Here is a 24,114-nt window from a genome sequence, read left to right on the forward strand (position 1 = left end):
CGTGTTCCGTCTGCCCGTCCGCCCACCTGGTCGCTCGGCGGGTTCGGAGCCGGAGCCGGAACTGAGTCGGAGCCGGGTTGGGCAGTGCCGTGGCTGCGACCACTGCCCAACCCGGAGCTTTCAGGCCCGCGGTACGAGGTCCGGGTGCTCGTGTTCACAGGCGCCCTCGATCCCGTAGGTGCCCGCGTTCCCGTAGGCATGCTCGATCCCGTAGGTGTCCCACGCCGGGAACGGGTCGTCGGTGGGCTGTTCCCCGTCGGCCAGGAGGCAATGGGTCAAGGCAGCCTGAAGCGCCTCGGTGTGCAACCCGGTGCCGATGAAGACCAGTTCCTGGCCCTGGCTGTCGCCGGGGGCGCGGGTGCCGGACGGTTCGAAGCGGGCGACGGACCCGGCCTGTGACCACAGCCCGGTGACGTGCGGGCGGCCGGCCAGCCAGAAGAAGCCCTTGGAGCGCAGGATCCGGCCGTAGTTGCCGCTGTCCATCCCTTCGGTGACGAAGCTCCAGAGCCGGCCGGGGTGGAACGGGGCATCGGCGCGGAAGACCGTACTGGAGATGCCGTACTCCTCGGTCTCCGGTACGTGGTCGCCGTTGAGTTCGCGCACCCAGCCCGGCGCTTGCTGGGCCCGTTCCAGGTCGAACAGCCCGGTGCCGAGGATGTCGGCGGTGTTTACCCGCCCGTGCCGGGCCGGCACGATGCGGGCGGCCGGATTGAGCCGGGCGAGCGTGGCCTGGAGACGGCCGGCGTGCTCCGCGTCGACGAGGTCGGTCTTGTTGAGGACGATGACGTCCGCGAACTCGATCTGGTCCATCAGCAGGTCGCTGACGGTGCGTTCGTCGTCCTCGTACTGGTCCAGTCCCCGCTCGGCCAGTCCGTCGCCTCCGGCCAGCTCCGGCAGGAAGTTGGCGGCGTCGACGACGGTGACCATGGTGTCCAGCCGTGCGAGGTCGCCGAGGGTCGCGCCGTCGTCGCGAGGGAAGGCGAAGGTGGCGGCGACGGGCATCGGTTCCGAGATACCGCTGGACTCGATGAGCAGGTAGTCGAACCTGCCCTCGCGGGCCAGCCGGTCGACCTCTTCGAGGAGATCGTCGCGCAGGGTGCAGCAGATGCAGCCGTTGGTCATCTCGACCAGGCGTTCCTCGGTGCGCGAGAGTGCGGCCCCGCCTCCGCGCACCAGCATCGCGTCGATGTTGATCTCGCTCATGTCATTGACGATGACCGCGACGCGCAGGCCCTCCCGGTTGCCCAGGACGTGGTTGAGCAGGGTGGTCTTGCCCGCTCCGAGGAAGCCGGACAAGACCGTGACGGGCAGTCGGTTGTGGGTCATTCCCTCGGCTCAGCTCTCCGGGCGCAGCAGACCGCGTTCGTACGCCTTGGCCAGGCGCTGCGGTACCAGATACGACGAGCCGTCGACGGTGACGGGCACGAGCTGGGGAGTGGCGGCTTTCCACTGGGCGCGGCGGTGGCGGGTATTGCTGCGGGACATCTTCCGCTTGGGTACGGCCATGGCGGACCTCCTGTGTGTGGGTAGGCGAGAACTTCCAGACTACATGAAAATGGATCCCATTATCGAAAGAGCTCTGTGGCCGGGAGTCGTAGCCCCTCGAGTCATGGGGGGGGGAGTCGGCCCGCGTTCAAGGGCCCCCGAGGTGATTCCCTTACGGCGGCGTCCCCAGAGGGCGGTGTACCGTCCGGAACGGGGGCGAGCCCGTGTGCCCTGGTTTCGATGAGTTACGTTGATCATGCACGAACCAACGGCCGGGGCGTTGCATGGAGGGTAAAGCTGCCTGTCGGCAAAGGGAGTTCAGCGACCTCCGCTTGGCCAACACGCCACAGACGACGCCGGGGGACGACGGCCGGCAACGACGTCATCTGAATCGGAGAACAGCAATGCGGTACGAGCCGTCCGCGCAGCCTGACATGTGCGGGACGCCGTCCATCGCGAGGCCGACCTCGCGTCGCCGGCTGCTGGGAGTGCTGGGAGTGTCCGGCGCGGCCCTCCTCACTGCGGCGTGCAATCCCACAGGAGGCAAGCCGTCGGGTGGGGAGGGGAGTGTGCAGCCGAATGCGAAGAGCGGCGGTGCACCCACGGGCGAGGCGCCGAATGGCGCGCTCGGGGTGAACTTCAACGAGGACCCCTCGGACATGAACTTCGCCCAGGTGAAGGACCTTTCGGCGGAATGGGTGCGCGGCTTCGTCCCCATGACGGACTTCCTCGATACGCACGCCCCGGGCCGGCAGCGGTCCATCGCCAGGCTGCTCGATGCGAGCGGGAACGACTTCAAGACCATCCTCTCGCTGAAGTTCCCCTTCCTGACTCTCGGGCAGTCGCTGCCCAAGGCGGGCAGCAAGGAGATGGCAGCGCAGCTGAAGCGCGTGGACCGGGTGCTGGACGCCGTCATGGGGAAGATGGACATCCTCACCATCGGCAACGAGCCCTGGCTCGAGACCAAGAAGGACGAGCGCGACGCGCGGCTCAATGCGTTCTACGAGCACCTCGCCGCACACGTCATCGCCTACCGCAGGAAGAAGTTCCCGCACGGCTGCAGGACCCGCCTGTACATGGGGGCTCTCAACCGCCTCGAGACGAAGGAAGGGCGCACGAAGGCCACCGAGCGGTGGGTCACCTTCGTCAACAGGACGCCGGAGATCGAGGGCCTGGACATCCACCCGCATGTCGACTCCCTGCAGGCGGCCGGCAAGTACGTCCAGTACGTCGTGTCCCGTCTGGGCAAGGGCAAGAAGTTCCTCGCCACGGAGTTCTCCCTGGTGCAGCTCTGGGAGAACCACATGGATGACAAGATTCCCGCGGCCTACGCCGAGAAGTACGAGGTGCCCCCGGACACCCGCGTGTGGCAGGTGATCGGCAACGCCATCGAGAAGCCCTTCCCGCAGAAGAGGTGGGACGACTTCCTCGCGATGAGCCCGTGGTTCGCGTCCCACAAGGACTATCTGACGCGGCAGGTGCAGATGTTCCGCAAGACCGGGAAGCTCGCGGTGGCCACCTACGGGGCGGTGCAGATCGAATCCATGGAGTCGGGCTGGGGCGCCGACAAGAAACCGTGGATCCTCAACCCCCTGTACGCGAACCGCACCGTCAGGGAGGAGAATGGACGGGTCGGGCGGACCACCGTCTGGTTCGACTCGTTCCGTGCCCTGCAGGGTTCCTGAGCGGCTTACGAGGGCGGGTTCGGCCGGGGCGGCCACGCTTCGTGCGTCCACCGAGGTCGGTGCGCGCCGTGTTTCCCTGGGAGATTCCGATCCTGTGAGCAGCAGCAAACCGGCGTGGTCCGAGCGTGAGCTGCCGGTGTTCTTCCGGCGGTGGCGGAGCGACTGGAAGGACGAGGAGCTTGCCCCGGAGAACTACCTTGACTTCGAGGGCGGCCTGCGTTTCGTCCTGGCTGCGGCGTGGTTGTTCTGCCCCGAGACGGTCGAGTACCGCGGTGGCGTGTTCCTCGAGGAGCGCTTCAGTCAGGACACTGTCGACGAGTGGTTCACGAACCTGGGCGACGATCGGAGACGCATCGAAGCGGTGACCAATCACGTCGAGTTGTGGGACACCTTCATCAACACCGCCCTGACGGATGACGATCAGCTCGGGGAGGAACTGCCCCAGCTCGCACTGGCTCTGGGCGAGTGTTGGCAAGGTGTCCTGTCCGCGCGCTACTCCGACCGGGAGATCACCGTCGAGGTGAGCGACGAGAAAGACGGCTCCTACGGGCCGACGGTGACCTTCTGGACATCTCCGGCTGACTCGGCCGCCGGCTAGCGCGACAGGTCCCCCCGCTTCTCCGGCCCCGTCGCGGGCCCTGGTCGACCAGGGCCCGCGACGGGGACCGCTTCCGCGCCGCCCGGTGTCGCGACCGTGAGGTGAGGCTGCCGCCGCCGGGGTGGGTGGGGCCTTGTAGGTCAGGTGGAGGGTCGGGCCGGAGGCCGCTGTACCGGAGGCCGCTGTGCCGGAAACTGGTGTGCCGGAGGTGTGGTGGTCGGGCCTGGGGTGGCGGCGCAGGCGCCGGTCGCGCAGGCGGTGAGCCAGGAGTCGAAGTCGGCGTCGTAGCGGGTGCCGATGTCGGTGTGGTAGACGGCGTAGCCGCCGGTGTAGTCGCCGGTCCGGAAGTGCTCCAGCATGGTGGTGACGTCCGAGGGGTGCTTCTCGACCATGTAGCGGGCGGCGAGGTAACCCCAGGGGTAGGTGCGGGTCACGTTGCTGTTGGCGTAGGTGGTCTCGAAGAGCGTGCTGAGTGCGTAGGTGTGCTTGCCGGCTTCGGTGACCGCCTCGTCGTCGGTGATACCGCGGTAGCTGTACGAGACATACTCGGCAAGACCCTCGATCCACCACACGTCGGGGACCGCGGTCTGCTGGCCGAAGTCGCCCTTCATGTCGTCACGGGCGTCGAGATAGTGCGTGTACTCGTGGTTGAGGTTCCAGATCCGGGCCGGAAAGCCGTCGTCGGAGCTCTTCTGGTACATGACGGAGGTGGGCTGGTTGTCGGGCTGGGTCGGGTCTCCGACCATGGTGATGCCGCCGTTGTTGGTGTCGACACCGAAGATGGCTCCGGCGTAGGTCTGGTAGTCGTTGCGGCTGCCGAACACCACGAGTCGGACGGTCGATTCGTACTGGTGGGGTATCGGGCCGTTGTCCTTCACCAGGCCATGGAAGTACGGGTCCTGGCCCAAAATGCTGGCGCAGGTGGCATCAAGCTCCCCGGGCGTCAGAGACTGCGCCTTGATCGTGTGCGTGGCATCGCAGGTGTGGGTGATCGGCAGCGCGGCCTTGGTCAGCTGGTCCGACAGGTCGCAGACGCCGAAGTACGAGCAGTTGGCTTTGTCGTAGGCGTCGGCCTGGGAAGCGACGGTGACCCACAGGGGCGCGGTCGGACCGCTGATCTTCGAGGCGTCCAGCAGCCCCTTCATCAGCGGCCGGACCTTGTCCTGGAGAGCCGGGTGTTCGACGTACCGTGCCACGTTCATGCCGGCGTTGGAGTCCAGGTAGGAATTGTCGGTGCCGAGCAGGTCCAGGTGGTCGAGCGCGAACGTGTTGAGGGTGTCGATGATGCTCGGATCGGCGGTGACCGCCTTGACGTAGTCGGGGTTCCAGTTTCCGCGCCAGAGTGGGGTGTAGACGTCGTTGACGGCGGCCAGCATGCTGGGGATGGCGTCGTAGGAGCTGTTGTAGCCGCTCAGGACCTGCCGGTAGGTGCTCAGGTAGCGGGCCTGTTCGTCGGCGCTGTCCGTGAGGATGATGACCTCGCCCAGGACATCGCCGTTGTCCGACGTGACGTCCTTGGAGTGCGAGGTGGCGAGGAAGGCGTCCAGGCCGCCTTCGGTGGCCGCGGCCAGGGTCGGGCCGTAGCTGCCGACATCGTCCGGATGGTTGGACTGCACGTAGTAGCCGGCGCGGAGGAACAGCACGAGCTGCCACACATGGTCCGAGTTGTCACCGGGGTACGTCGTCGCCCCGCTCCGGAAGGCGTTGGCGACGGTGACCATCTGGTCCTCGCGAAAGACGTCGTACGCGTCTTTGCCGGTGACGCTGAACAGGGTGTTCACGCAGTCCGTGGTCGAGGCTTCGACGAACGTGACCAGTTCGGATCCGGTCCGGCTGCCGAAGTCGGACGGGCTGCAGGAGGCCGCCGCGCCGTGCTTCGCGTCGTGTTCCGCTCCGTGCTCCGCGCCATGGTGCCGTGCCGCCGCAGTCGAAGAAATGGGGGGATTCTTCGCGCTGAGCGGGGGGAGTTGGGCGATGTCGAGCGGCCGGCCCCGCAGTGCGGGCCTTTCGTTGGTGCCGGCTGCCGGGCCGGTCGGCGGTACGGGGTGGGGGGTGGTCCGGGGCCCGGTGACGGCCTGGGCGGCGGCCGGCGGGCGGGGCGCCGCCAGTGCCGGCGCGGAGAGCAGACCGGCCGTGGCAACGCAGGTGGCCAGTCCGCCGACCACATATCTGGGCAGGGGGAAGCGGTAGCGCATCCATGCTCCTTCGTGGACAGATGCGCCTCGGGATCGAGCTGAGGCGTGAGTGGCACCGTCTCAGCGGATGCGGACCGCCGACAATAAGGTGTGACATAGCACCTGAAGGGAATGTGCCATAACATCCGGCCGGTGGCGGGGGTACGGGGGCGGTGCCGGTCTCGACGCCACTCGCGCAGGGGTTCGACCCATACGAAGATGGAGCACGTGCCGCAGTGGATGTACTCGCTGTCCTGGCAGGCGTCGTGACCATCGCGGACCCGGCCTCCGAGGCGTCAGCGCATGCCTCAACTCGGCAGTCGGAGCCTTCAGCGGCCACGATGACGATCTCTTCGGAGGCGGCTTCGGGAGTGCAAAGCCGACACGCACGTCGAGCTGCCGCTCTGGGAACAGGGCTTGCCGGTGCCTCTCCCCGGTTTGGTGAAGACCAGTACGTCCTCGTGCTGGACGACCGAGAGGGGGATGCCTGGCCTCCGGCTCAGCGGGCCGTCGACGGCCGGACGAGTGCACCCGGCAGTTCGCGCAGCCGGGCCAGGAACACGCGGACGAAGCGCTGAGCGGTCGCCGGGGTGAGCACGTCGTCACGGTACTGCAGGACGCCGTGGACGCCACCCCGGTCGTATTCAACGATCAGGGCCACGTCGAACTTGGCCTGGGCATGCGGGATGCGGATCCTCCGGCATTCCAGGCCGGTCAGGCGCAGCGGTGTCGGGGTGTCCATGCTCAAATAGATCTGCGGGAAGGTCCGCGGCCTCGGCCGCACGTCCCGCAGCAAGTGGCCGGCCACCGCGGTGAAGGGGATGTCCTGGCGGGCCACCGCCGCGGCCAACTCCCGTGCGCCGGAGCGGACATGCTCACGGACCGACAGCGCCAGGCCGCTGTTCGCGGGCACCAGCACCGTGTTGACGAAGCAGCCGACGACCGCCTCGAAGTCCGGCAACCAGCGGCCGGCGGTGACGCAGCCGAGCAGGAAGTCCTCCAGCCCCAGCACCTCCCCGGCCGCGCGCCGGCAGGCGGCCGCCAGCAGCATCGGCACCGTCAACCGGGCGGCGACCGCCGCCTCGGCCAGGCCTTCGACGGCGCCGTCCCATTCGCCGATGACCTCGCGGCGCGACGCCCCCGCCCCGGCCCCGGTCCGGGGCAGCGGCTGGAGGGCGAGCCCCGTAAGGCGATCCGCCGCCGCCCGGGCCCGTTCCCGGGCCGCCGCCGACTCGGCGGCTGCGAGGTACGCCAGGTTGGCGTCGCACACGGTGGGTCCGCCGGCCTCCGGCAGGCGGGCCGGATCGTCCCAGCAGTCCCGCAAGGTCTCCAGTAGCACACGCAGTGCCATCCCGTCAGCCACCAGGTGATGCCAGACCATGAGCATCACGTGGCGCTCGGGCGTCACCGACAGCAGTAGACAGCGCGTCAGCGGGCCGCCGTCCAGCGCCGGACCGGTCAGCGACTCGTGGTCCAGCACATCGGCTAATTCACCCTCGGCGACGTGACGGTGCTCCACCTCGACGATGTGCTGGTCGAGGTGCAACTCGGGGACGCCGCGGAGCCCCGGGAGCACCGCGGCGCCGAAGGCCGGATGCGCGGCGACGGCCGCGCGCAGAGCGGTGGCGAAGCGCTTCGGGTCCAAGGGGCCGAGCAGTTCGTAGCAGGCGTGCTCCCGGTAGAGGGTGGGATCGCCGGTCATCCGGTCCCGCAGCCAGATGGCGAACTGCGCCGGGCTCAGCGGTGCGTGGCGGGCGCCCGCCACGGCCGGGGTCGATCGCACGGCCATCTCAGAACACCGACCCGCGCGGGTCGCCGGCCAGCGCGGCCAGTGCCTCCTGGTAGGCGAGCGCTGTGCGGTGGAGGTCTTCCGCTTCCCACAGCGCGCAGTCGCCCGTGAGCTCGATGCGCATGCCGTCCCCGACGGCGTCCAGCGCAACGTCGACCACCAGCGGGTAGCTCGACTTGTCCCACATACGGGTCGCGCCGACACGCGGGCCTTCCCGGTGCGAGTCCAGTCCCGCCCATAGGCGGAAGTGCGCGAAGTTGAGGACCACGTCGAACAGCGGCCGACCGGCCAACTCCCGGATCGCGGGGTACGGGAAACGGCGGAACGGCAGCACGGCCCGCTCCTCGTCGAAGGCCCGGCGTGCCAGGACGTCCCACGTCACGTCGGTCAGGTCTGCGGACACCGGCACGATGTTGAGGAACAGCCCGACCAGCCGGTCGGCCCCGACGACTTCGGGTCGGCCGTTGAGCTGGAGCCCGGAGACCGGCCGGTCGGAAACGGTCTGTGCGCCGACCACCGACAGGTGCGCTGCCAGAACCAGACTCTTCAGCGGGAGGCGCAGGTCGGCGGAGGCCTTCTCCAGCGCGGTGCGCAACGAACCGGGCAGCGGCCGGGAGACCCGGCGGCGATCCGCGCCCCGGCTCGCCGCGCCCGGCCTCAAGGGCGTCGGCTGGAGGCTGGAGCAGCGCTCGCTCCAGAAGGCGCGCGCCTCCCGCGACTCCAGCATCCGCTGCTCCAACCGGACGAATTCCGCGTAGGACACAGCCGGTTGGCGGGGCACCGGAGTGCGGCCGTCCCGGGCCTCGGCGTACGCGGCGACGAGGTCGGACAGGAAGACCGTGTCGCTCCAGCCGTCCATCACGGCGTGGTGGAAGCCGTACACCAGCCAGAACGAGGCGTCGTCCCGAGCCGCAGCGTACACGCGCATCAGCGGGGCCTCGGCCACGTCGAAACGGCGGCCGGCGGAGGCCGCGATCCGGGCGAGTTCCTTCTCCTCCTGCTCGGCGTCGAGCCCGCGCAGGTCGTCGAGGACGAGCGGGAGGCGCGGCTCGGGCTCGACGACCTGGCGGGGGCCGGTCGCGGCGCCGAGGTCGAAGCGGGTGCGCAGCACCTCGTGCGTGGTAGCCACCACGTGGAGCGCGGTACGCAACGCGGCGGCGTCGAGCGGCGCCTCGATCCGGTGAGCCATCACATCGTGGTAAAGGGCTCCGCCCGTGGCTGACGCCTCGAAGATCAGACCGAGCTGGAGCCGGGTCGCCGGACACGAGGTCTCCCGCGCCGGGACGGGCGATCCGTCCGGCGTCCCGGGAACACCGGCAGCCGCCGCGGCGACACGGTTCGCCGCCGGAACGTCGGGCACGGCGGTGCCGGCCGCGGCGACCTCGGCGGCTTCCTCGTCAGGGGGGCAGATGTGCCGCAGGACCGGGTTTTCGAACATGTCGACCAGTGAGACCCGTACGCCGCGCTCCTCGGCGTCGGCGATCGCACGGATGGCGAGCATGGAGTCACCGCCGAGCGCGAAGAAGTCGTCGTCCGGACCGACCTTCGGAACGCCCAGAACATCGGCCCAGATCTCGGCGAGGACCGTCTGGTTGCGGCCGCGCAGCACCGCGTCCCCGGCTCCCGGGGCGGGGACCGGGACGGGGGCCGGGGCGGGGACCGGGCGTTCGCGGAGCCGGCCGCGGTCCAGCTTGCCCGACGGAGTGCGCGGCAGAGCGTCCACCAGCACGACCCGGGACGGCACGAGGTGTCCGGGCAGCGTCGCGGCCAGAGCGGAACGCAGACCGGAGGGCTCGGCGTGGTGACCGGGCTCGGCGACGACGTAGGAGATGAGCTGTTTGCCGCCGTCCGGTGACGCCGCCGCGACCGTCCCGGCGTCCCGCACCCCCGGCAGAGCCAGCAGGGCCGCCTCGACCTCCTTGGGCTCAATGCGGAAGCCGTTGACCTTCACCTGATCGTCAACTCTGCCCACGAACTCGATGACGCCGTCGGGGCGTCGGCGGCCGAGGTCCCCGGTGCGATACATGCGGGCGCCGGGGACCCCGGCGAACGGGTCGGGCAGGAAGGAGCGCGCGGTCAGGCCGGGGCGCCCCAGGTAGCCGCGGGTCACCCCCCGGCCGCCGATCCACATCTCGCCCCGCTGCCCTGCCGGTACCGGCGCGAGCTCGGCGTCGAGCAGATGGACGGCAACGGAGCCGAGCGGGCGGCCCACCGGGATGGCGCCGTCCGCGCCGTCCGCGACCCCGACCCGGTGGGCGGTGGCGAAGGTCGTGGTCTCGGTCGGACCGTAGCCGTTGACGAGGACCACCGGCCGGGAGAGCAATGCACGGTGTGCCAGGAAGGAGGTGGCGCGTTCAGCGGACAGCACGTCGCCGCCGACCACCACACGCCGGACGCCGTCGAGGATGCTGATCCGGCCGCGCACCACCTCGTGAAAGTGCGCGGGCGTCAGGAAGAGCGTGCTGACCGCTTGCTCGCGCAGCAGGTCACCGAGTTCCTCGATCGCCTGGTAGGAGGCCGCGGGCAGCACGAGGCGGGCCCCGTTGGTGAGCGCGCCCCAGATCTCGAAGGCGGAGGCGTCGAAGGCGACCGGGGCGAGCTGGAGGAACGTCTCGTCCTCGGAGAAATCGGCGTAGTCCTGGTCGCTCACCAGGCCGAGGGCGTTGCGGTGGCTGACGACCACGCCCTTGGGCCGACCGGTGGAACCGGAGGTGTACAGGACGTAGGCGGCGCCGTCGGCCGGCACCTCGGGCCGACGTACCGGTATGTCGCCCGCCCCCTCCGGCCCGCCCGGGGTGACGTGGACCGGGCCGCCGGGCAGTTCGGCGCCCGCCGGGGCGATCACGGCGGCGGCACCGCAGTCGTCGAGCAGGAAGCGAACCCGCTCGGCCGGGTAGTCCGGCGGGACAGGCACGTAGGTGGCGCCGGCCCGCAGCACGGCCAACATCGACACGATGAGGTCAGGGGATCGTTCGAGGTGGATCGCCACCCGCTGCTCGGGGCGGACGCCGAGGCGCAGGAGCCGGGCGGTCAGGGTGTCCGCGCGGCGCAGGAGTTCGGCATAGCTGATCCGCTCGTCCTGGAAGACCAGGGCGATGTGCTCGGGGGCGTGGCGTGCAAGGTCGGCGACGCGGCCGTGAAGGGTGTCCTGGGTGGGTTGACCGGGCATGCGGATGCGCTCCCGTACGTGTCGAGGGCTGTGGAGGGTGTGTGTGGTCGCCGGATCAGGCAGGAAGCATCAGTATGGGAAGGCCGGCGGAGCCGCCGACGAAGGCGGAGTAGACCGGCGTGGCCGGTCCGGCCGGCCGCAGCTCCGCCACCTGGTCGCGCAGCTCGCCGAGCAGGATCTCCAGTTCCTCGCGGGCCATCCGCGCGCCGAGGCAGAAGTGCGGGCCGTGGGCGAATGTCAGGTGCCGGTTGGGCTGCCGCCCGACGTCGAAGCGGTCCGGCTCGGTGAACTCCCGTTCGTCGTGGTTGGCGGAGGGGATCCACACGGTCGCCACCTCCCCCGCCGCCAGCGACCGTCTGTGCAGGTCGATGTCCTCGGCCAGGGAGCGGCCGAGGTGGAGAACGGGGCTGGTCCAGCGCAGCACTTCCTCCACCGCGTCGCTGAGCCCGACCTCACCGTCGCGCAGCCGGCGCCACTGTTCCGGGTTTTCGGCCAGCGCCCGGATGCCGCCGATCATCGCGAGCCGGGTGGTCTCGTCACCGCCGAGGATGAGGCTGTAGCAGTTGAGGACGACCTCGTCCTCGCTCAGCCGCTCCTCGTCGATGCCACTGTCGGCCAGCAGGGACAGCGCGTCGCGGCCGGGGCTCGCAGCGCGGGTGCGGGCGAGTCTGGCGAAGTACAGCAGCAGTTGGGCCTGAGCCAGCACGAACGGCCGGTCGGCTTCCGGCACGTCGAGCATCGTGCAGATCGCACCGAGCGGGATGTGCGCCGCGATGTCACGGGCGGCGTCGACGGGCTCACCGGCCGCACCACGCAGGACGGCCGCCGCCAGCAGCCGCCGGGTGGTGGTGCGGACGTGGTCGCCGATCTCGTTCCGTGCCTCGGCGGTGAACGCCCGGCGCATCCGGGTGCGCAGGACGGTGTGCCGTGGCGCGTCGCTGACCACCAGCATTCGGTTGCCCGCCGAGTCCCCGTCGCCGAGCAGCGTGGTGAGCATGTTGCCGCGCGCCGAGGAGAACCGGGCGGTGTCCCGGCTCACGCGCAGGGCGTCCGCGTGCCGGCTCAGCACCCAGAATCCCCGGTCACGTCCCGGGGGCGGCTCGTGCCAGGCGACGGGTTCGTCCCTCCGCAACCGGGCAAAGAGGGGACGCACGTCGCGTTCCGCGTGGGTCCGCGGATCGGTGAGGTCGACTCCGGCGAGTACGGAGGAGGTCGGGATGATGCTCACTGTGTCCGGTTCCCCCGGATGCTGAGCGGGCGGATGTCCGGCCAGTGCTCGTCCACCCCGTTCCGCGGCCTGCGGAACGCCGGTGAGGTCGACCACCCGAAGCGGTGCCGGGCCCGGTGCAGGGTCCGCTGCACCGGTTCGTCGTCACGCAGCGGGTAGTGGGTGCGCAGTGGTTCGTGCCGGGCCGGCAGAGCCGCCAGGGCGGTGCGGAGGACCGGCACAGCGACCCGTCGCGGGAAGCGCAGGAGGAGCGGTACGGCGTAGGCGGAGAGGTTGGGGTCGGCGGCGTGCAAGAACCACAGGCCCCGTTGCGACGATGGCAGGGGTGCCTCGATGGCGCCGCGCCGACGCAGGTCCGGGCGGCGGTCGGTGGCGGGGATCACGCGGGGAGCTCGGCGAGCTGTGCGGCGAGCAGGCAGGCGAATTCCGCCATGCTGTCGGCGAAGAGAAGGTCCGCCGGATTGAGCTCGACGCCGAACCGGTCGCGCAGCCGTGCGGTGGCCTGCATCGCCAGGATGGAGTTGCCGCCGAGAACCAGAAAGTTTTCGTCCGGGCCGACGCCCGGGAGCTGGAGGAGGTCCGCCACGACAGCGCGTACGGCCGTGAGCGGGTCGTTCTCGTCGCCGTCCGCGGGGACGGCGTCGCCGGGTGTCGGGGTCCCGTCGGCGGATCCCGGCTCCGGCAGCCGGCCGCGGTCGATCTTCCCGTTGACGTGCATCGGCATCTCGGCCATGACGATCCAGCGGCCGGGCACCATGTACGCGGGCAGCGCCTCGCGGACCGCGGCCGCGAGGCGGTCGGTCAGGTCGTCGGCCTGTGCTGCGGCACCAGCGGCGGGCCGCACGTAGGCCACGAGGCCGGCCCTGGCGCCCTCCCCGGTCTTCTCCACCGCCACGGCGGATGCCATACCCGTGGCCATGAGGGCGAGTTCGACCTCTTCGGGCTCGATGCGGAAGCCCCGCAGTTTGATCTGCCGGTCGATCCGCCCCAGGAACTCCAGCGCGCCGTCGGGGCGGCACCGGACCAGGTCCCCGGTGCGGTAGACGTGTTCGCCGCCGGGCAGGGTGACGAACTTGCGGGCCGTCAGGGCCGGGTCTCCGAGGTATTCGGTGGCCAGCTGTGGTCCGCTGACACAGAGTTCACCGTCCTCGCCCGTCGGGACGGGCCGCGCGTCGGCGTCCAGGACGTGCAGGGTGCCCGGCTGGATGGGGAAGCCGATCGGGACACGAGTGACCTCCGCCGTCGACTGTGCCGTGCACACGAAGGCGGAGACCATCGTGGTGGCTTCGGTGGGACCGTAGACGTTCACCAGCCGGCGCGGCGGTTCGGCCTCGCACACCCGGCGGATTGTCACGGCGTCGGCCTGCTCGCCGCCGAACAGCAAGGTGTCCAGAGAGCGGAAGGCGGTCGGGTCCTCGCGGGCGATCATGTCGAACAGCGCGGTGGTCAGCAGCATGGCGGTGATGCGGTGCTCGCGCAGCAGCCCGTCCCACGCCTGTACCGGGATGCTCGCGGGGTTGGGCAGGACGACCAGTGTCGCCCCGGCCACCAGGGTGTTCCAGATCTCGAAGGTCGTGATGTCGAACGCCGGGCTGGACAGGCCCGCCACCCGGTCTCCGGGACCGAGCGGGCAGTAGTGCGACGAACGGACTAGGAGGCGACCGCGCGATGGCTGATTACCACGCCCTTGGGGCGGCCGGTGGAACCGGAGGTGTACCCGACGAACATCGGTTTCCCGGCGTCGGTTCGGGCCGGAGCCGGCGGCCGAGAGGCTGGGGCCGCATCGGGCAGAGCCACCACTGCCGGGCCTGCCGGCGGCATCCAGCGGGTGCCCGGCCCTCGGACGACGGCGCGTGGCGCGCAGTCCTCCACCACGGTCCGCAGCCGCTCCTCGGGTACCGCTGGATCCAGCGGTACGTACGCGGCGCCCGCTCGCAGAACTCCCAGCGCGGCGACCGGCAGTTCGACGGACCGTTCCACCGCGAGGGCGACCAGGTCTCCCGGTGCCACCCCGGCCTCCGCAAGCGCTGCGGCCATCCAGCCGGCACGTTCCCACAGCTCGGCATAGGTCAGTGACCTGCCGGTGGTGTCGCGCAGCGCGCATTCCTCGGGCTGTTCCCTCACGCGGCGGGCGACCAAGGCGCTGATCACAGATTCGCCAGCGAAGCAATCCGCATGTTCACAAGCGTCAACGACGTAGTCAGTGGACCGCAAAGTCGCCCCCAGGCAGATCATCTTCTCAGCTCGGGCCATCTTTGAAGGAGCCGTGACCGTTGTCAACGGCCGTCGGGGTGCCCAGGGGTGGCCAGGGGAATTGACTCTCGTCCACATTCTGCGGAGTGGTGACACGGCGTCACCGGCGAGTGGGATGATCGGATGCGACAGTCTAGTAGGGGGATGCCGCCGAGCTATGGCCTGGCCACGCTCCAGGTCCGGGAGGCCCATGTCCGGAAGTGTGGAGACTGTGCGATGAGGGCCCGGTAGGCCTCGGCGGCGGAGCCGAAGAGGGTGTCCGCCAGCTCGTCGGCCAGGCCCTTGCGTCGCCAGGCCAGCACATAGCGGCACCACAGGGGAGCGCCGGCCAGGGGCCTGACGAGGACACCGGGGATCGGCCGGAGCGTCGCTTGCACGATGGAGATACCGATGCCTTCGGCGATCATGTTCTGCAACTGCTGCTGGTCGCCCAGGAATTCGTGGACCGCCGCCGGGGTGAACCCGGCCGCCCGGCAGGCCGCGTAGAACACTCCCGGCCAGCCGGCCCCGTCGTCCGGAGTCAGAAACCACGTGTCGTCGGCCAGATCGGCGAGCGCCACCTCCCGGCAGTGCCGGAGCCGGTGCCCGGCCGGCAGAGCGACGAAGGACGGCTCGGTGACGATCCCGCGGTGTGCCACGGCTGCTGAGTGCCGCAGTTCACGTCCGGGATAGTCCGCGGCGATCGCGGCGTCCACCTCGCCGTGCTCCAGGAGCTCGACGATCTCCGAGGACGGATACACGCTGCTCAACGTGAGCGCGAGATCGGGCAGCCGGCTCCGGAGCCGGATGAGCATACCGGCCAGGACCGGCGAGTTGGTCGCGGCCAGGCGGAGGTGCCGGCGTGTTCCCGTACGGTCTGCGACCGGCCGGCGCCCGATCGCGGCCGCGCGGGCCAGCACGTCACGGGCCTGGGCCAGGACCTCGGTGCCGTACCGCGTCAGCTCCACGCCCGAGGTGTTCCGCTCGAACAGCGGATGGCCGAAGTACTGCTCAATCCGCTGCAGTTGGGTGCTCATAGCCGGCTGCGAGTACCCCAGGTCCGAGGCGGCCCGGCCCACGCTCCCGGCATCGGCGATCGCACACAGCACTCTGAGGTGCCGAAGCTCCAGCTCCATGCCTGCACTCCTCCTGTCCGCGCTGCTCCTGCCCGAACCGTCCGGGGCCACCGCGGGCGGCCGCCGGGCACGTGGCCCTCGTCCGGCGGTCCGGTGCGGTCCGGCGGAGTCCGGTGGAGTCCGCTGTGGAAGCCCACCTCATCGCTCCCGGCCCGCTCGCGCCAGGGCCGGGTACGGCCCGCAGACATCCGGCGTCTCGAAGCCGTGGGGAAGCGCGGGTGCGCGGGGGAGGGAGCGGCGCGACCGTGCCGAGGGGCGGCCCGCATCTGCGAGCCGCCCCTCGGGCGGAGTACTCAGTCCGCCGCGGTGAGGGCCCGGGGCGCCTCGACCAGGACCTTCTTACCGTCCTGACCAGTCATCACGAGGCGTGGCAGCCAGGGCCCCTTACGGTCGTAGACATGCGTGACGGCCGCTTCGCCCGTCTCCCGCTGCGTACCGTCGCCGAAGTACCAGTGATAGCGGTACCCGGCGGCGGGCGGCTTGCCGTTCACCGTCACCGACATGCGCACCTCGCTGCCGACGGGCGCGTTCGCCGGGACGTCCAGCTGCGCCCGGGGACCCTGCCGGGGGAGGTGGAACCACTCGCGGACCTGCGGGTTGAGGAGAAAGGCATCGGCGTACTGCCGGGCGCCCTCGATGTCGGGGTGGGCGACTGCCGCAGTCAGACACTGCGCCGGAGTCGCGCTGAGCTCGGGGCAGGCCCGCGTGCGCAGCGGGAACGCCGGGTCGCTCACCGGAGTGCCCCAGACCTTGGAGTCAGGGGCGAGAACGGCATTGTCCACGGTAAACAGTCCGTCGGCCGCGACCGCGTACGGGCCGTCCGGGGACGCCTTGTTGGCGGTGGCCGCCGCTTGGTGGTAGGCGGCATTGGCCAGTTGTGTGTACTGCTCGTAGCGCTCGGCCACCCTGCCGAGGGCTCCCCTGCAGGAAGTCAGCCGTGCCCCGGAGACTCCCGGGGCCGAACAGGTCCGCACCGGGATCGGAGAACTGCTGCGGCTCAGCGCGTAGTAGAAATCGGCCACGATCACCTTCGGCCGCCCCGGCAGGGAATGGGCCTTCTCGATCGCCGCCTGCATCCCGCGTCCGCCGTATCCGACCTTCGCGCCGCTGAAGTAGGGGACGTTCTTGGCCGGGTTCTCCGGCGCCGCGCCGATGCCGGAGCACTCGCGCTTCACTGCTTCGGGCAGATGCTGTGAGCCGGGGGTGATGCCGACGCCTATACCGAAGAAGGGATCGAGGTCGTTGATGCAGCCGTTGATCACGACCAGATCGAGACCGTAGCCGCCCGCCCGCGCCTGCGCGCCCGCCTTCTCCAACTGGCAGAACACATCCGGCGTTTGCTGGGTGACCTCGCCGAACTCCATCTCCCCGTCGCCGTCCGGGTCCTGCTTCTCCGCCGTGCGCAGACAGGCCGCGTCGTCGTTGCCCACGGGCAGATCCGGTGCGTCGAGCACCGCGCCGGAGATCGAGTAGTCCATGTTCTGATGGCCCCGGCCGGTCTCCCGGCCGAGCAACTGACCCGTCAGATAAGGAAACTTCTGGTCATGGTCCAGGCCCTGTCCCCAGACCACGGAGTCACCGACGGATGCCACCCGCACCGGATCGCACCCCCGGCGCACCGTGTCCCGCCAGACCTTGCCGTAGCGGCCGTGGGCATGACTCCCGGACGAGGTGGCGATGCGGGCGTCGACCTGCAAGGCGGTCTCGGCTGCGGGCACCCGGTCGAAGGGGATGCTGAACTCCGCCGTGCCGACCGGGGCAGCCATGGCGAGGTGCCCGCCGGCCAGCTGCTTCTCACCGGCGCGGACGCGCCACTCCACGGTGGCGCCGGCTCTCGCCGCGGCGGGGTCGTAGACCTGCACCCGGCCGTGCACGGCTCCGCTGCACACCGGATTCGGCGTCAAGTCCACGTCGAGGACGAGGGGGAACGCCGAACCCGGTAAGGCGCCGGCCTGTGCCGCGGCGGGCAGTCCGCCGAGGAGCTGGCCGAGGAGGACGGCGACCGCAGTGGCCGCCGCGAAACGCCTTGGCACGAAACGCCTTGCCGCGCGTCGCTTCGCCGTGAACCGCGTTGCTGCGAAACGCCTCACCGCGAGCGAGCGACGGCTCACCCCCGGCCCGCTGGGAACGGAACTCGCGCCGGTGCCCGCCCGTTTGGGCACAACCCACCGCGACCACACTGATGCCACGCCAACTCCCCTGATATCGCTGCCATTTCGGTCCGCGCGGGATCCACTGCTATCCACTGCTCCCCGCACCGGTAGGGATGATGGCAGCCGGGAGACCGGTATGGACCGCGGACGGGGCCCCTGCTGAGTGAAAGTGATCACTTACCCGCAGTTACGGCCGGCGTGTGTGATGCGGCGCCGGCGGCGTGGTGCTTCTCGGGGCGGCATCCCGGGCGGCAGTCGTGCCGTACCGGGCCGGGTGGCCTCGGCCGGTCGTGTCGCTCGTGGCAGGTGGGTGCGCGTAGGTCACGCGCCGGGAGCGCCGGCCCGTAGTCCGTCCATGACCAGGTCCAGGAGGCGTCCGGCGCGCGACTGCCAGTCGCCGTGGGGGTCGATCTGCCAGAGGCCGGCGATGGCGAGCACGAAGTCGTCGGCGGTCACCCCCGGACGGATGGTCCCGGCCTCCTCGTTCGCCTGCAGCAGGAGGGTGACCGCTGAGGTGACGGGGCCGTGCCCCAAACCGGCCAGGGCATTCTGCTTGCTGGTGGCCCTGCGCATCGCGTCGGCCAGGCCTGCCTTGGCCATGGCGTACTGGGCGAGGCGGTCCATCCACTCCCGCAGGGCCTGGTCGGGTGTGCGGGTCTCCAGCAATTGGGCCGCGGTGTCGGCGACCTGCTGGACCTCGTAGCGGTAGACCTCCAGGACCAGTGACTCGCGGTTGGGGAAGTGGCGGTAGAAGGTCCCCTGTCCGACACATGCCTTCTTCGCGATGGAGCTCAGCGGGGCATCGGCCGAGTGCGTCAGCTCCTCCAGTGCCACTTCGAGGATGCGCTCGCGATTCCGTTGCGCGTCCGAGCGCAGGGGCGCGTCCTTTTTCTGCTGCACTCGTCCTCCTTCCGGAAATCAGCGAGGGCCGGCCTTGCTAACCGGACAGTTGTCCGGTACGTTACGAGGGTAATGGACAGTTGTCCGCTTAGGTCCACCATAGCGGCAGATACGGCCGGTGTGGACAGCCCGTGGGCACTGTGACCTGCCTACCATCCAGCGCCTTCGCCGTCGGCGCTCCGAGCCGGCGCCGCTACGCACCCCGCCGTCTCTTCCCCCACCGTCTTCCGAACTGTCCCCGGGAACCTCTGTCGTCCGGCACTCCCGCTCCCGCAGTACAGGGGCCGCTCGGCCTCCGGGCCGGCCACGTCGGCATCAGGGTCCGCGCCCCGATGACCACCGCGCCTCCCATACGCGAAAGAAGGCTGACCATGGCCCTATCGACGTCCAGCGCCATCACCCTGAACATCAACGGCGAGAAACACACGCTGCCCGTCGACCACCGCACCACCCTGCTCGACGCGCTGCGCGAGCACCTGGATCTGACCGGTACCAAAAAGGGCTGTGACCACGGCCAGTGCGGGGCTTGTACGGTGCTGCTCGACGGACGCCGGGCCGTCGCGTGCCTGCAGCTCGCGGTGGCCGCCGAGGGGCGCGGGATCACCACCATCGAGGGCGTGGCGGAGGGCGAGCGGCTGCATCCGGTGCAGCAGGCGTTCCTCGACCTGGACGGCTACCAGTGCGGCTACTGCACACCGGGCCAGATCTGCTCGGCGATCGCGGTGATCGAGGAGCATGCGGCGGGCTGGCCGAGCGCCGTGAGCGCGGACGTACGGCCCGAGGCGGGCGTGCCGCCGCTCACCGCCGATGAGATCCGGGAGCGGATGAGCGGGAATCTGTGCCGCTGTGGCGCCTATGTATCGATCGTGCAGGCGGTCGCGCAGGCGGCGCAGGCCGGTGCGGCGCCGTCCCCTCCCGGACCGCGGCAGGAAATCGGCCCCTCCACGGCTGCCGGCACGGACGGCGCGGAGGTGACGGCATGAGGGAGTTCGGTTATCAGCGCGTGTTCGACGTCCCTGGTGCGGTCGCCCTGCTCGGCTCCGATCCCGGGGCGCGCGCGCTCGGCGGCGGCACCAACCTCGTCGACCTGATGAAGGCCGGGGTGGAACGGCCCGCGCTGCTCATCGATGTACGGGAACTCCCCCTCGACCGGATCGAGGCCGGGGACGGCGGCGGTCTGCACATCGGCGCGACCGTCACCAACAGTGAGCTCGCCGCCCATCCCGAAGTGCGGCGCCACTACCCGGCGTTGGCGCAGGCCGTCCTGTCCGGTGCTTCGGGGCAGTTGCGCAACATGGCCACGGTCGGCGGGAATCTGCTCCAGCGCACCCGCTGCGGCTACTTCACCGACGCGACCAAGCCGTGCAACAAGCGGGACCCCGGCAGCGGCTGTCCCGCTATCGAGGGCGAACACCACAACCACGCGATCCTGGGCGCCTCCGCGCACTGCGTGGCCGTCCACCCGTCGGACATGGGAGTGGCCCTCGCCGCCTTCGATGCCGTGGTCCGGTACGAAACGGCGGACGAGCCTGCGGAGTTGCCGCTGACGGAGTTCTATCGTCCCGTAGGTGCGACCCCGCACCTGGAGACGGCGCTGCCGCCGGGCGCGCTGATCACCGGCATCACCCTGCCGCCGGCCCCCGTTGCCGCCGTCTCCCGTTACCGGAAGGTGCGCGAGCGCGCGTCGTACGCGTTTGCGATCGGCTCGATCGCCGCCGCCCTCGACGTCCGGGACGGAGTCGTCCGCGAGGTCCGCCTCGCCTTCGGGGCGGTGGCGTCCCGGCCGTGGCGGGCCCGGGAAGCCGAGCGGGTGCTGACCGGGGGACCGGCGAGCGCCGACGCCTTCGCCGCCGCCGCGGATGCCGAACTGTCGGCCGCCCGGACGCTGCCCCACAACGGATACAAGGTGACACTGATGCGCAACCTCGTCGTGGCCGTGCTGACCGAACTCGCCGAGGAGGCCGCCCGATGACCACCACGGCCGAAAGCCTCGCGGTGACGCGGGCCTCGGGCACCGCCCACACCCGCCTGGAGGGCCGGGACAAGGTCACCGGGGCGGCACGCTACGCGGGTGAGATCCCCTTCGCCGAACTCGCCCACGGCTGGCTGGTGTTGTCCACCGTCGCCCGTGGCCGCATCCGCTCCGTGGAGTCCGGCCCCGTACTCGCCATGCCCGGTGTCCTCGCCGTCCTGCACCACGGCAACGCCCCGCGGGTCAACGGGGACTACACCAACGCCTTCGGGACGGCCGAGCCGATCCTTCAGGTCTTCCAGCACGACCGTGTGCCGCACGTCGGCTGGCCGGTCGCGCTGGTCGTCGCCGAAACCTCCGAGCAGGCCAGGGAAGCTGCCGAAACCCTGGTGGTCCAGTACGAGGAGGAGCCGCACGACACCGCCTTCTTCTACGGACGCCCCGGAGTACGCACACCGGATGGTTCCCTCGGGACGCCGACGGAGACACAGAAGGGCGACCTGGCGGCCGAACTCGCCGCGTCCTCCGTGGTCGTGGATGCGGAATACACCACACCGGAAGAGCACCACAGCCCGTTGGAACCGCATGCGGCGATGGCGCGCTGGGACAGCGGCCGGCTCGAAGTCGTCGACTCCAACCAGGGCAGCAGGTTCGTGTCGGACGAGCTTGCGAAGCTGTTCTCGCTCGACCCCGCCTCGGTACGGGTGCGGTCCGAGCACGTCGGCGGCGCCTTCGGAGCCAAGGCGACCCGTCCGCATGTGGTGCTCGCCGCCATGGCGGCAACCGTTCTCCACCGCCCGGTCCGGGTCGTACTGACCCGACGGCAGATGTTCTCCGTCATCGGCTACCGAAGCCCCACGGTGCAGCGGGTCAGACTCGGCGCCGACGCCGACGGACGGCTGCGCGCCTTCGACCACCAGGCGCTGTGCCTCACCTCGACCGTGCATGAATTCGTCGAGCGGAGCGCGCAGTTCGGCCGGGTGATGTACGACGCGGACGCGCACCACACCGTCGACCGCGTCGTCCCGCTCGATGTGCCCACACCGAGCTGGATGCGTGCGCCGGGCAAGGCCCCGGGCTCCTTCGCTCTGGAGTCCGCGCTCGACGAGCTCGCCGAGAAGTGCGGTATGGACCCGATCGCGTTGCGGGCACGCAATGAACCGGAAGCGGGACCGCTCTCCGGTCTGCCGTTCAGCAGCCGTCAACTGCCCGCCTGCTTCCAGGAGGGCGCCGCTCGCTTCGGCTGGGCGGACCGGGACCCGCGTCCCGGCACCCGCCGGGAAGGACGCTGGCTGCTGGGCACCGGCACGGCTGCGGCCACCTTCCCCTCGGCGGCCGCCCCGTCCACGGCGGCCGTGACGGCCGAGGCGGACGGCACGTTCACCGTACGGATCACCGCGGCGGACGTCGGGACCGGCGCACGGACCGCGCTGGCCCTGATCGCCGCGGACGCACTGGGGGTGGAACCGGCGCGCATCCGTATGAAGATCGCGGACAGCGACTTCGGCCCCGCGATGGTCGCCGGCGGCTCGATGGGCACCCGCTCCTGGGGCTGGGCGATTACGGCCGCGGTGCGTGAGCTGAAGGAACAGCTGGCGCTGGGCGGGGCCATCCCGCCGCAAGGGATCACGGCACGTGCGGACACCAGCGAGGCCATCGCCGCGCTGGCGAAGAAGGAACGGCACTCCTACGGGGCGCAGTTCGCCGAAGTCGCGGTGGATGTCACCAGCGGTGAGGTACGCGTTCGACGGATGCTCGGCATCTTCGCCGCGGGCCGGATCATCAACCCGCTGACCGCCCGCAGCCAATTCATCGGCGGTATGACCTGGGGCCTTTCCATGGCGCTGCACGAGGAGGCGGTCAGGGATCCGGAGTCGGGCGGCCATGTCGGCGCCGACCTCGCCGGCTACCACTTCGCCGCGCACGCCGATGTACCGCTCATCGAAGCGGACTGGGTGGACGACCCGGACGAAGACGACCCGGTGGGGATCAAGGGCATCGGCGAGATCGGGATCGTGGGAGCCGCGGCGGCCATCGCCAACGCGGTCTGGCACGCGACCGGTATACGTCACCGGAACCTGCCGATCCGTCCGGACCGTGTCCTGCTGGCGGGAGTCGGGAGCGGTAACAGCGGAACCGGCTGAGCCCTCAGGGACGCCCGGGTCCGGCTCCTGTCCCGTACGGATGCCCGGGTTCGGCTCCTGTCCTGCACGGATGCCCGGGTTCGGCTCCTGTCCCGTACGGATGCCCGGGTTCGGCTCCCGTCGTGCACGGGCGCCCGGGCTCGGGTCCCTTCCCCTTCGCACCGGACGTCCGGGTGCGATGACGTCCGCTCCATAACGGGCCTTCGTGCGGGGCCCGCACACCAGGAGGAGAACCGAGATGCTGGACATCGCCGACGAGCTGAACCGATGGATGGCGGACGGGCGGGACTTCGCCGTCGCCACCGTCGTGGCCGTCGCCGGCAGCGCGCCGCGCAGCCCGGGCGCTGCCCTCGCCGTCGACAGCCGGGGTGCGGCCATCGGATCGGTCTCTGGCGGATGTGTGGAAGCAGCGGTGTACGACCTGTGCACCCAGGCACTCCAGGATGGCGGGACGGTCCTGGAACAGTTCGGCTACAGCGCCGAGGACGCCTTCGCGGTGGGACTGACCTGCGGCGGGGTGATCGAGGTCCTGGTCACGTCGGTGCGGGCGGACTCACCGGGCAGGAAGGTGTTCGCCGCGGCGCTGGCGGCCGCCGCCCGGGGGGAGCCGGCGGCAATCGCCCGTGTGGCCAGGGGACCGGCCGAACTGCTCGGCAGAGCACTGCTCATACGCCCCGACGGCTCCTATGAAGGGGGACTCGACGGGCATCCGGAGCTGGACCGTGCGGCGGTGGCGGAGAGCCGCGCCATGCTGGACGCGGGGCGCACCGGTACGTTCTCGGTCTCGGAGAGCGGATCGCGCTGCGCGGCCGACCTGACCTTGTTCGTCGAGTCGAGCGTGCCGCCGCCCCGCATGATTGTCTTCGGCGCCATCGACTTCGCCGCGGCTCTGGTCCGTACGGGCAAGTTCCTCGGCTACCACGTGACCGTGTGCGACGCCCGCCCCGTCTTCGCCACCCGGGCCCGCTTCCCGGAGGCCGACGACATCGTGGTCGACTGGCCGCACCGCTACCTCCAGCGCACCGGGACCGACGGCCGCACGGTCCTTTGCGTGCTCACCCACGACGCCAAATTCGACATCCCCCTGCTGCAGGAGGCCCTGCGGCTGCCGGTCGCCTTCGTCGGCGCGATGGGCTCACGCCGTACCCACGAGGACCGCAACCGCAGACTCCGCGAAGCCGGCGTCACCGGCCCCCAACTGGCCCGCCTCCGCTCCCCGATCGGCCTCGACCTCGGCGCCCGCACCCCCGAGGAGACCGCACTCTCCATCGCCGCCGAGATCGTCGCGGCACGCCATGGCGGCACGGGCGCCCCGCTGACCGGCTCCGGGACACCGATTCACCAGGAGGCGGGGCAGGGGGGAAGCGGCTTGACCGGAACGCGGGTGGTGGCGTGATTCCGGGGGAGCCGGCGGTGCCGGGTACCGGAGCGCCGCGGTTCTGAGCCGGC

Annotated in this window: 18 protein-coding genes and 1 pseudogene; 6 read left to right on the plus strand and 13 right to left on the minus strand. The window is 70.6% G+C overall.

Features of this window, described 5'->3' with window-relative positions:
* Nucleotides 1-120: 120 nt before the first annotated feature.
* Both ABR737_RS39300 and rpmF read right to left on the minus strand, forming a co-directional pair.
* The gene (locus tag ABR737_RS39300) at nucleotides 121-1,326 is read right to left on the minus strand and encodes a GTP-binding protein (protein ID WP_350255933.1); all 1,206 of its coding nucleotides are present in this window, start codon (nucleotides 1,324-1,326) and stop codon (nucleotides 121-123) included.
* 9 nt (nucleotides 1,327-1,335) lie between these two features.
* Nucleotides 1,336-1,506 (minus strand): 50S ribosomal protein L32, encoded by a 171-nt coding sequence (gene rpmF, locus ABR737_RS39305; protein WP_350255934.1) that lies wholly within the window; start codon nucleotides 1,504-1,506, stop codon nucleotides 1,336-1,338.
* 548 nt (nucleotides 1,507-2,054) lie between these two features.
* On the opposite strand from rpmF, the gene ABR737_RS39310 reads away from it, so the two are divergent.
* Nucleotides 2,055-3,170 (plus strand): hypothetical protein, encoded by a 1,116-nt coding sequence (locus tag ABR737_RS39310; RefSeq protein WP_350255935.1) that lies wholly within the window; start codon nucleotides 2,055-2,057, stop codon nucleotides 3,168-3,170.
* 94 nt (nucleotides 3,171-3,264) lie between these two features.
* Nucleotides 3,265-3,768 (plus strand): hypothetical protein, encoded by a 504-nt coding sequence (locus tag ABR737_RS39315; protein WP_350255936.1) that lies wholly within the window; start codon nucleotides 3,265-3,267, stop codon nucleotides 3,766-3,768.
* 140 nt (nucleotides 3,769-3,908) lie between these two features.
* Here the strand turns inward: ABR737_RS39315 and ABR737_RS39320 are convergent, their stop codons facing one another.
* From ABR737_RS39320 to ABR737_RS39370, 11 genes and pseudogenes are all read right to left on the minus strand, one after another.
* Nucleotides 3,909-5,963 (minus strand): collagenase, encoded by a 2,055-nt coding sequence (locus ABR737_RS39320; protein WP_350255937.1) that lies wholly within the window; start codon nucleotides 5,961-5,963, stop codon nucleotides 3,909-3,911.
* A gap of 478 nt (nucleotides 5,964-6,441) precedes the next feature.
* A complete protein-coding gene (locus ABR737_RS39325) occupies nucleotides 6,442-7,731 on the minus strand; it encodes a condensation domain-containing protein (protein ID WP_350255938.1) in 1,290 nt (429 codons plus the stop codon).
* Between the two features lies 1 nt (nucleotide 7,732).
* On the minus strand, nucleotides 7,733-10,900 hold the full coding sequence (locus tag ABR737_RS39330) for a non-ribosomal peptide synthetase (RefSeq protein ID WP_350255939.1): 3,168 nt from the start codon (nucleotides 10,898-10,900) through the stop codon (nucleotides 7,733-7,735).
* A 55-nt stretch (nucleotides 10,901-10,955) separates the two neighbouring features.
* Nucleotides 10,956-12,128 carry a cytochrome P450 gene (locus ABR737_RS39335; protein ID WP_350255940.1) on the minus strand — a complete coding sequence of 391 codons (1,173 nt, stop codon included), beginning with the start codon at nucleotides 12,126-12,128 and terminating at the stop codon, nucleotides 10,956-10,958.
* Nucleotides 12,125-12,511 (minus strand): condensation domain-containing protein, encoded by a 387-nt coding sequence (locus tag ABR737_RS39340; protein ID WP_350255941.1) that lies wholly within the window; start codon nucleotides 12,509-12,511, stop codon nucleotides 12,125-12,127. Before ABR737_RS39340 ends, ABR737_RS39335 begins: the two co-directional genes overlap by 4 nt.
* Nucleotides 12,508-13,047 (minus strand): phosphopantetheine-binding protein, encoded by a 540-nt coding sequence (locus tag ABR737_RS39345; RefSeq protein WP_350257100.1) that lies wholly within the window; start codon nucleotides 13,045-13,047, stop codon nucleotides 12,508-12,510. The genes ABR737_RS39340 and ABR737_RS39345 overlap by 4 nt, the downstream gene beginning before the upstream one ends.
* Before the next feature lie 192 nt (nucleotides 13,048-13,239).
* Nucleotides 13,240-13,749 (minus strand): annotated as a pseudogene (locus ABR737_RS39350) (AMP-binding protein); the annotation flags it as partial.
* Nucleotides 13,750-13,778: 29 nt separating this feature from the next.
* Nucleotides 13,779-14,279: an AMP-binding protein gene (locus ABR737_RS39355; protein ID WP_350255942.1), complete on the minus strand. Its 501-nt coding sequence runs from the start codon at nucleotides 14,277-14,279 to the stop codon at nucleotides 13,779-13,781.
* Nucleotides 14,280-14,536: 257 nt separating this feature from the next.
* The gene (locus ABR737_RS39360; RefSeq protein ID WP_350255943.1) at nucleotides 14,537-15,496 is read right to left on the minus strand and encodes a LysR family transcriptional regulator; all 960 of its coding nucleotides are present in this window, start codon (nucleotides 15,494-15,496) and stop codon (nucleotides 14,537-14,539) included.
* Between the two features lie 293 nt (nucleotides 15,497-15,789).
* Nucleotides 15,790-17,529, minus strand: a complete 1,740-nt coding sequence (locus ABR737_RS39365; protein WP_350255944.1) for a PKD domain-containing protein — start codon at nucleotides 17,527-17,529, stop codon at nucleotides 15,790-15,792.
* 441 nt (nucleotides 17,530-17,970) lie between these two features.
* Nucleotides 17,971-18,549: a TetR/AcrR family transcriptional regulator gene (locus ABR737_RS39370; RefSeq protein WP_350255945.1), complete on the minus strand. Its 579-nt coding sequence runs from the start codon at nucleotides 18,547-18,549 to the stop codon at nucleotides 17,971-17,973.
* A 371-nt stretch (nucleotides 18,550-18,920) separates the two neighbouring features.
* On the opposite strand from ABR737_RS39370, the gene ABR737_RS39375 reads away from it, so the two are divergent.
* The 4 genes from ABR737_RS39375 (at nucleotide 18,921) to ABR737_RS39390 (ending at nucleotide 24,061) form a co-directional block, all read left to right on the plus strand.
* Nucleotides 18,921-19,532, plus strand: coding sequence for a 2Fe-2S iron-sulfur cluster-binding protein (locus tag ABR737_RS39375; RefSeq protein ID WP_350255946.1), 612 nt, complete (start codon nucleotides 18,921-18,923; stop codon nucleotides 19,530-19,532).
* Nucleotides 19,529-20,521 (plus strand): FAD binding domain-containing protein, encoded by a 993-nt coding sequence (locus ABR737_RS39380; RefSeq protein WP_350255947.1) that lies wholly within the window; start codon nucleotides 19,529-19,531, stop codon nucleotides 20,519-20,521. Before ABR737_RS39375 ends, ABR737_RS39380 begins: the two co-directional genes overlap by 4 nt.
* Nucleotides 20,518-22,665 carry a xanthine dehydrogenase family protein molybdopterin-binding subunit gene (locus ABR737_RS39385; protein ID WP_350255948.1) on the plus strand — a complete coding sequence of 716 codons (2,148 nt, stop codon included), beginning with the start codon at nucleotides 20,518-20,520 and terminating at the stop codon, nucleotides 22,663-22,665. The genes ABR737_RS39380 and ABR737_RS39385 overlap by 4 nt, the downstream gene beginning before the upstream one ends.
* 238 nt (nucleotides 22,666-22,903) lie before the next feature.
* The gene (locus ABR737_RS39390) at nucleotides 22,904-24,061 is read left to right on the plus strand and encodes an XdhC family protein (RefSeq protein ID WP_350255949.1); all 1,158 of its coding nucleotides are present in this window, start codon (nucleotides 22,904-22,906) and stop codon (nucleotides 24,059-24,061) included.
* The last annotated feature ends 53 nt before the right edge of the window (nucleotides 24,062-24,114 follow it).

This window comes from Streptomyces sp. Edi2, assembly GCF_040253635.1.
Classification (GTDB): Bacteria; Actinomycetota; Actinomycetes; order Streptomycetales; family Streptomycetaceae; genus Streptomyces.

Excerpts from the sequence above, each read along its gene's own strand:
- rpmF (WP_350255934.1), bottom strand. The coding sequence starts at position 1,506 with ATGGCCGTACCCAAGCGGAAGATGTCCCGCAGCAATACCCGCCACCGC.
- ABR737_RS39320 (WP_350255937.1), bottom strand. The coding sequence starts at position 5,963 with ATGCGCTACCGCTTCCCCCTGCCCAGATATGTGGTCGGCGGACTGGCC.
- ABR737_RS39300 (WP_350255933.1), bottom strand. The coding sequence starts at position 1,326 with ATGACCCACAACCGACTGCCCGTCACGGTCTTGTCCGGCTTCCTCGGA.
- ABR737_RS39345 (WP_350257100.1), bottom strand. The coding sequence starts at position 13,047 with ATGGCCACGGGTATGGCATCCGCCGTGGCGGTGGAGAAGACCGGGGAG.
- ABR737_RS39360 (WP_350255943.1), bottom strand. The coding sequence starts at position 15,496 with ATGGAGCTGGAGCTTCGGCACCTCAGAGTGCTGTGTGCGATCGCCGAT.
- ABR737_RS39330 (WP_350255939.1), bottom strand. The coding sequence starts at position 10,900 with ATGCCCGGTCAACCCACCCAGGACACCCTTCACGGCCGCGTCGCCGAC.
- ABR737_RS39380 (WP_350255947.1), top strand. The coding sequence starts at position 19,529 with ATGAGGGAGTTCGGTTATCAGCGCGTGTTCGACGTCCCTGGTGCGGTC.
- ABR737_RS39390 (WP_350255949.1), top strand. The coding sequence starts at position 22,904 with ATGCTGGACATCGCCGACGAGCTGAACCGATGGATGGCGGACGGGCGG.
- ABR737_RS39325 (WP_350255938.1), bottom strand. The coding sequence starts at position 7,731 with ATGGCCGTGCGATCGACCCCGGCCGTGGCGGGCGCCCGCCACGCACCG.
- ABR737_RS39375 (WP_350255946.1), top strand. The coding sequence starts at position 18,921 with ATGGCCCTATCGACGTCCAGCGCCATCACCCTGAACATCAACGGCGAG.
- ABR737_RS39385 (WP_350255948.1), top strand. The coding sequence starts at position 20,518 with ATGACCACCACGGCCGAAAGCCTCGCGGTGACGCGGGCCTCGGGCACC.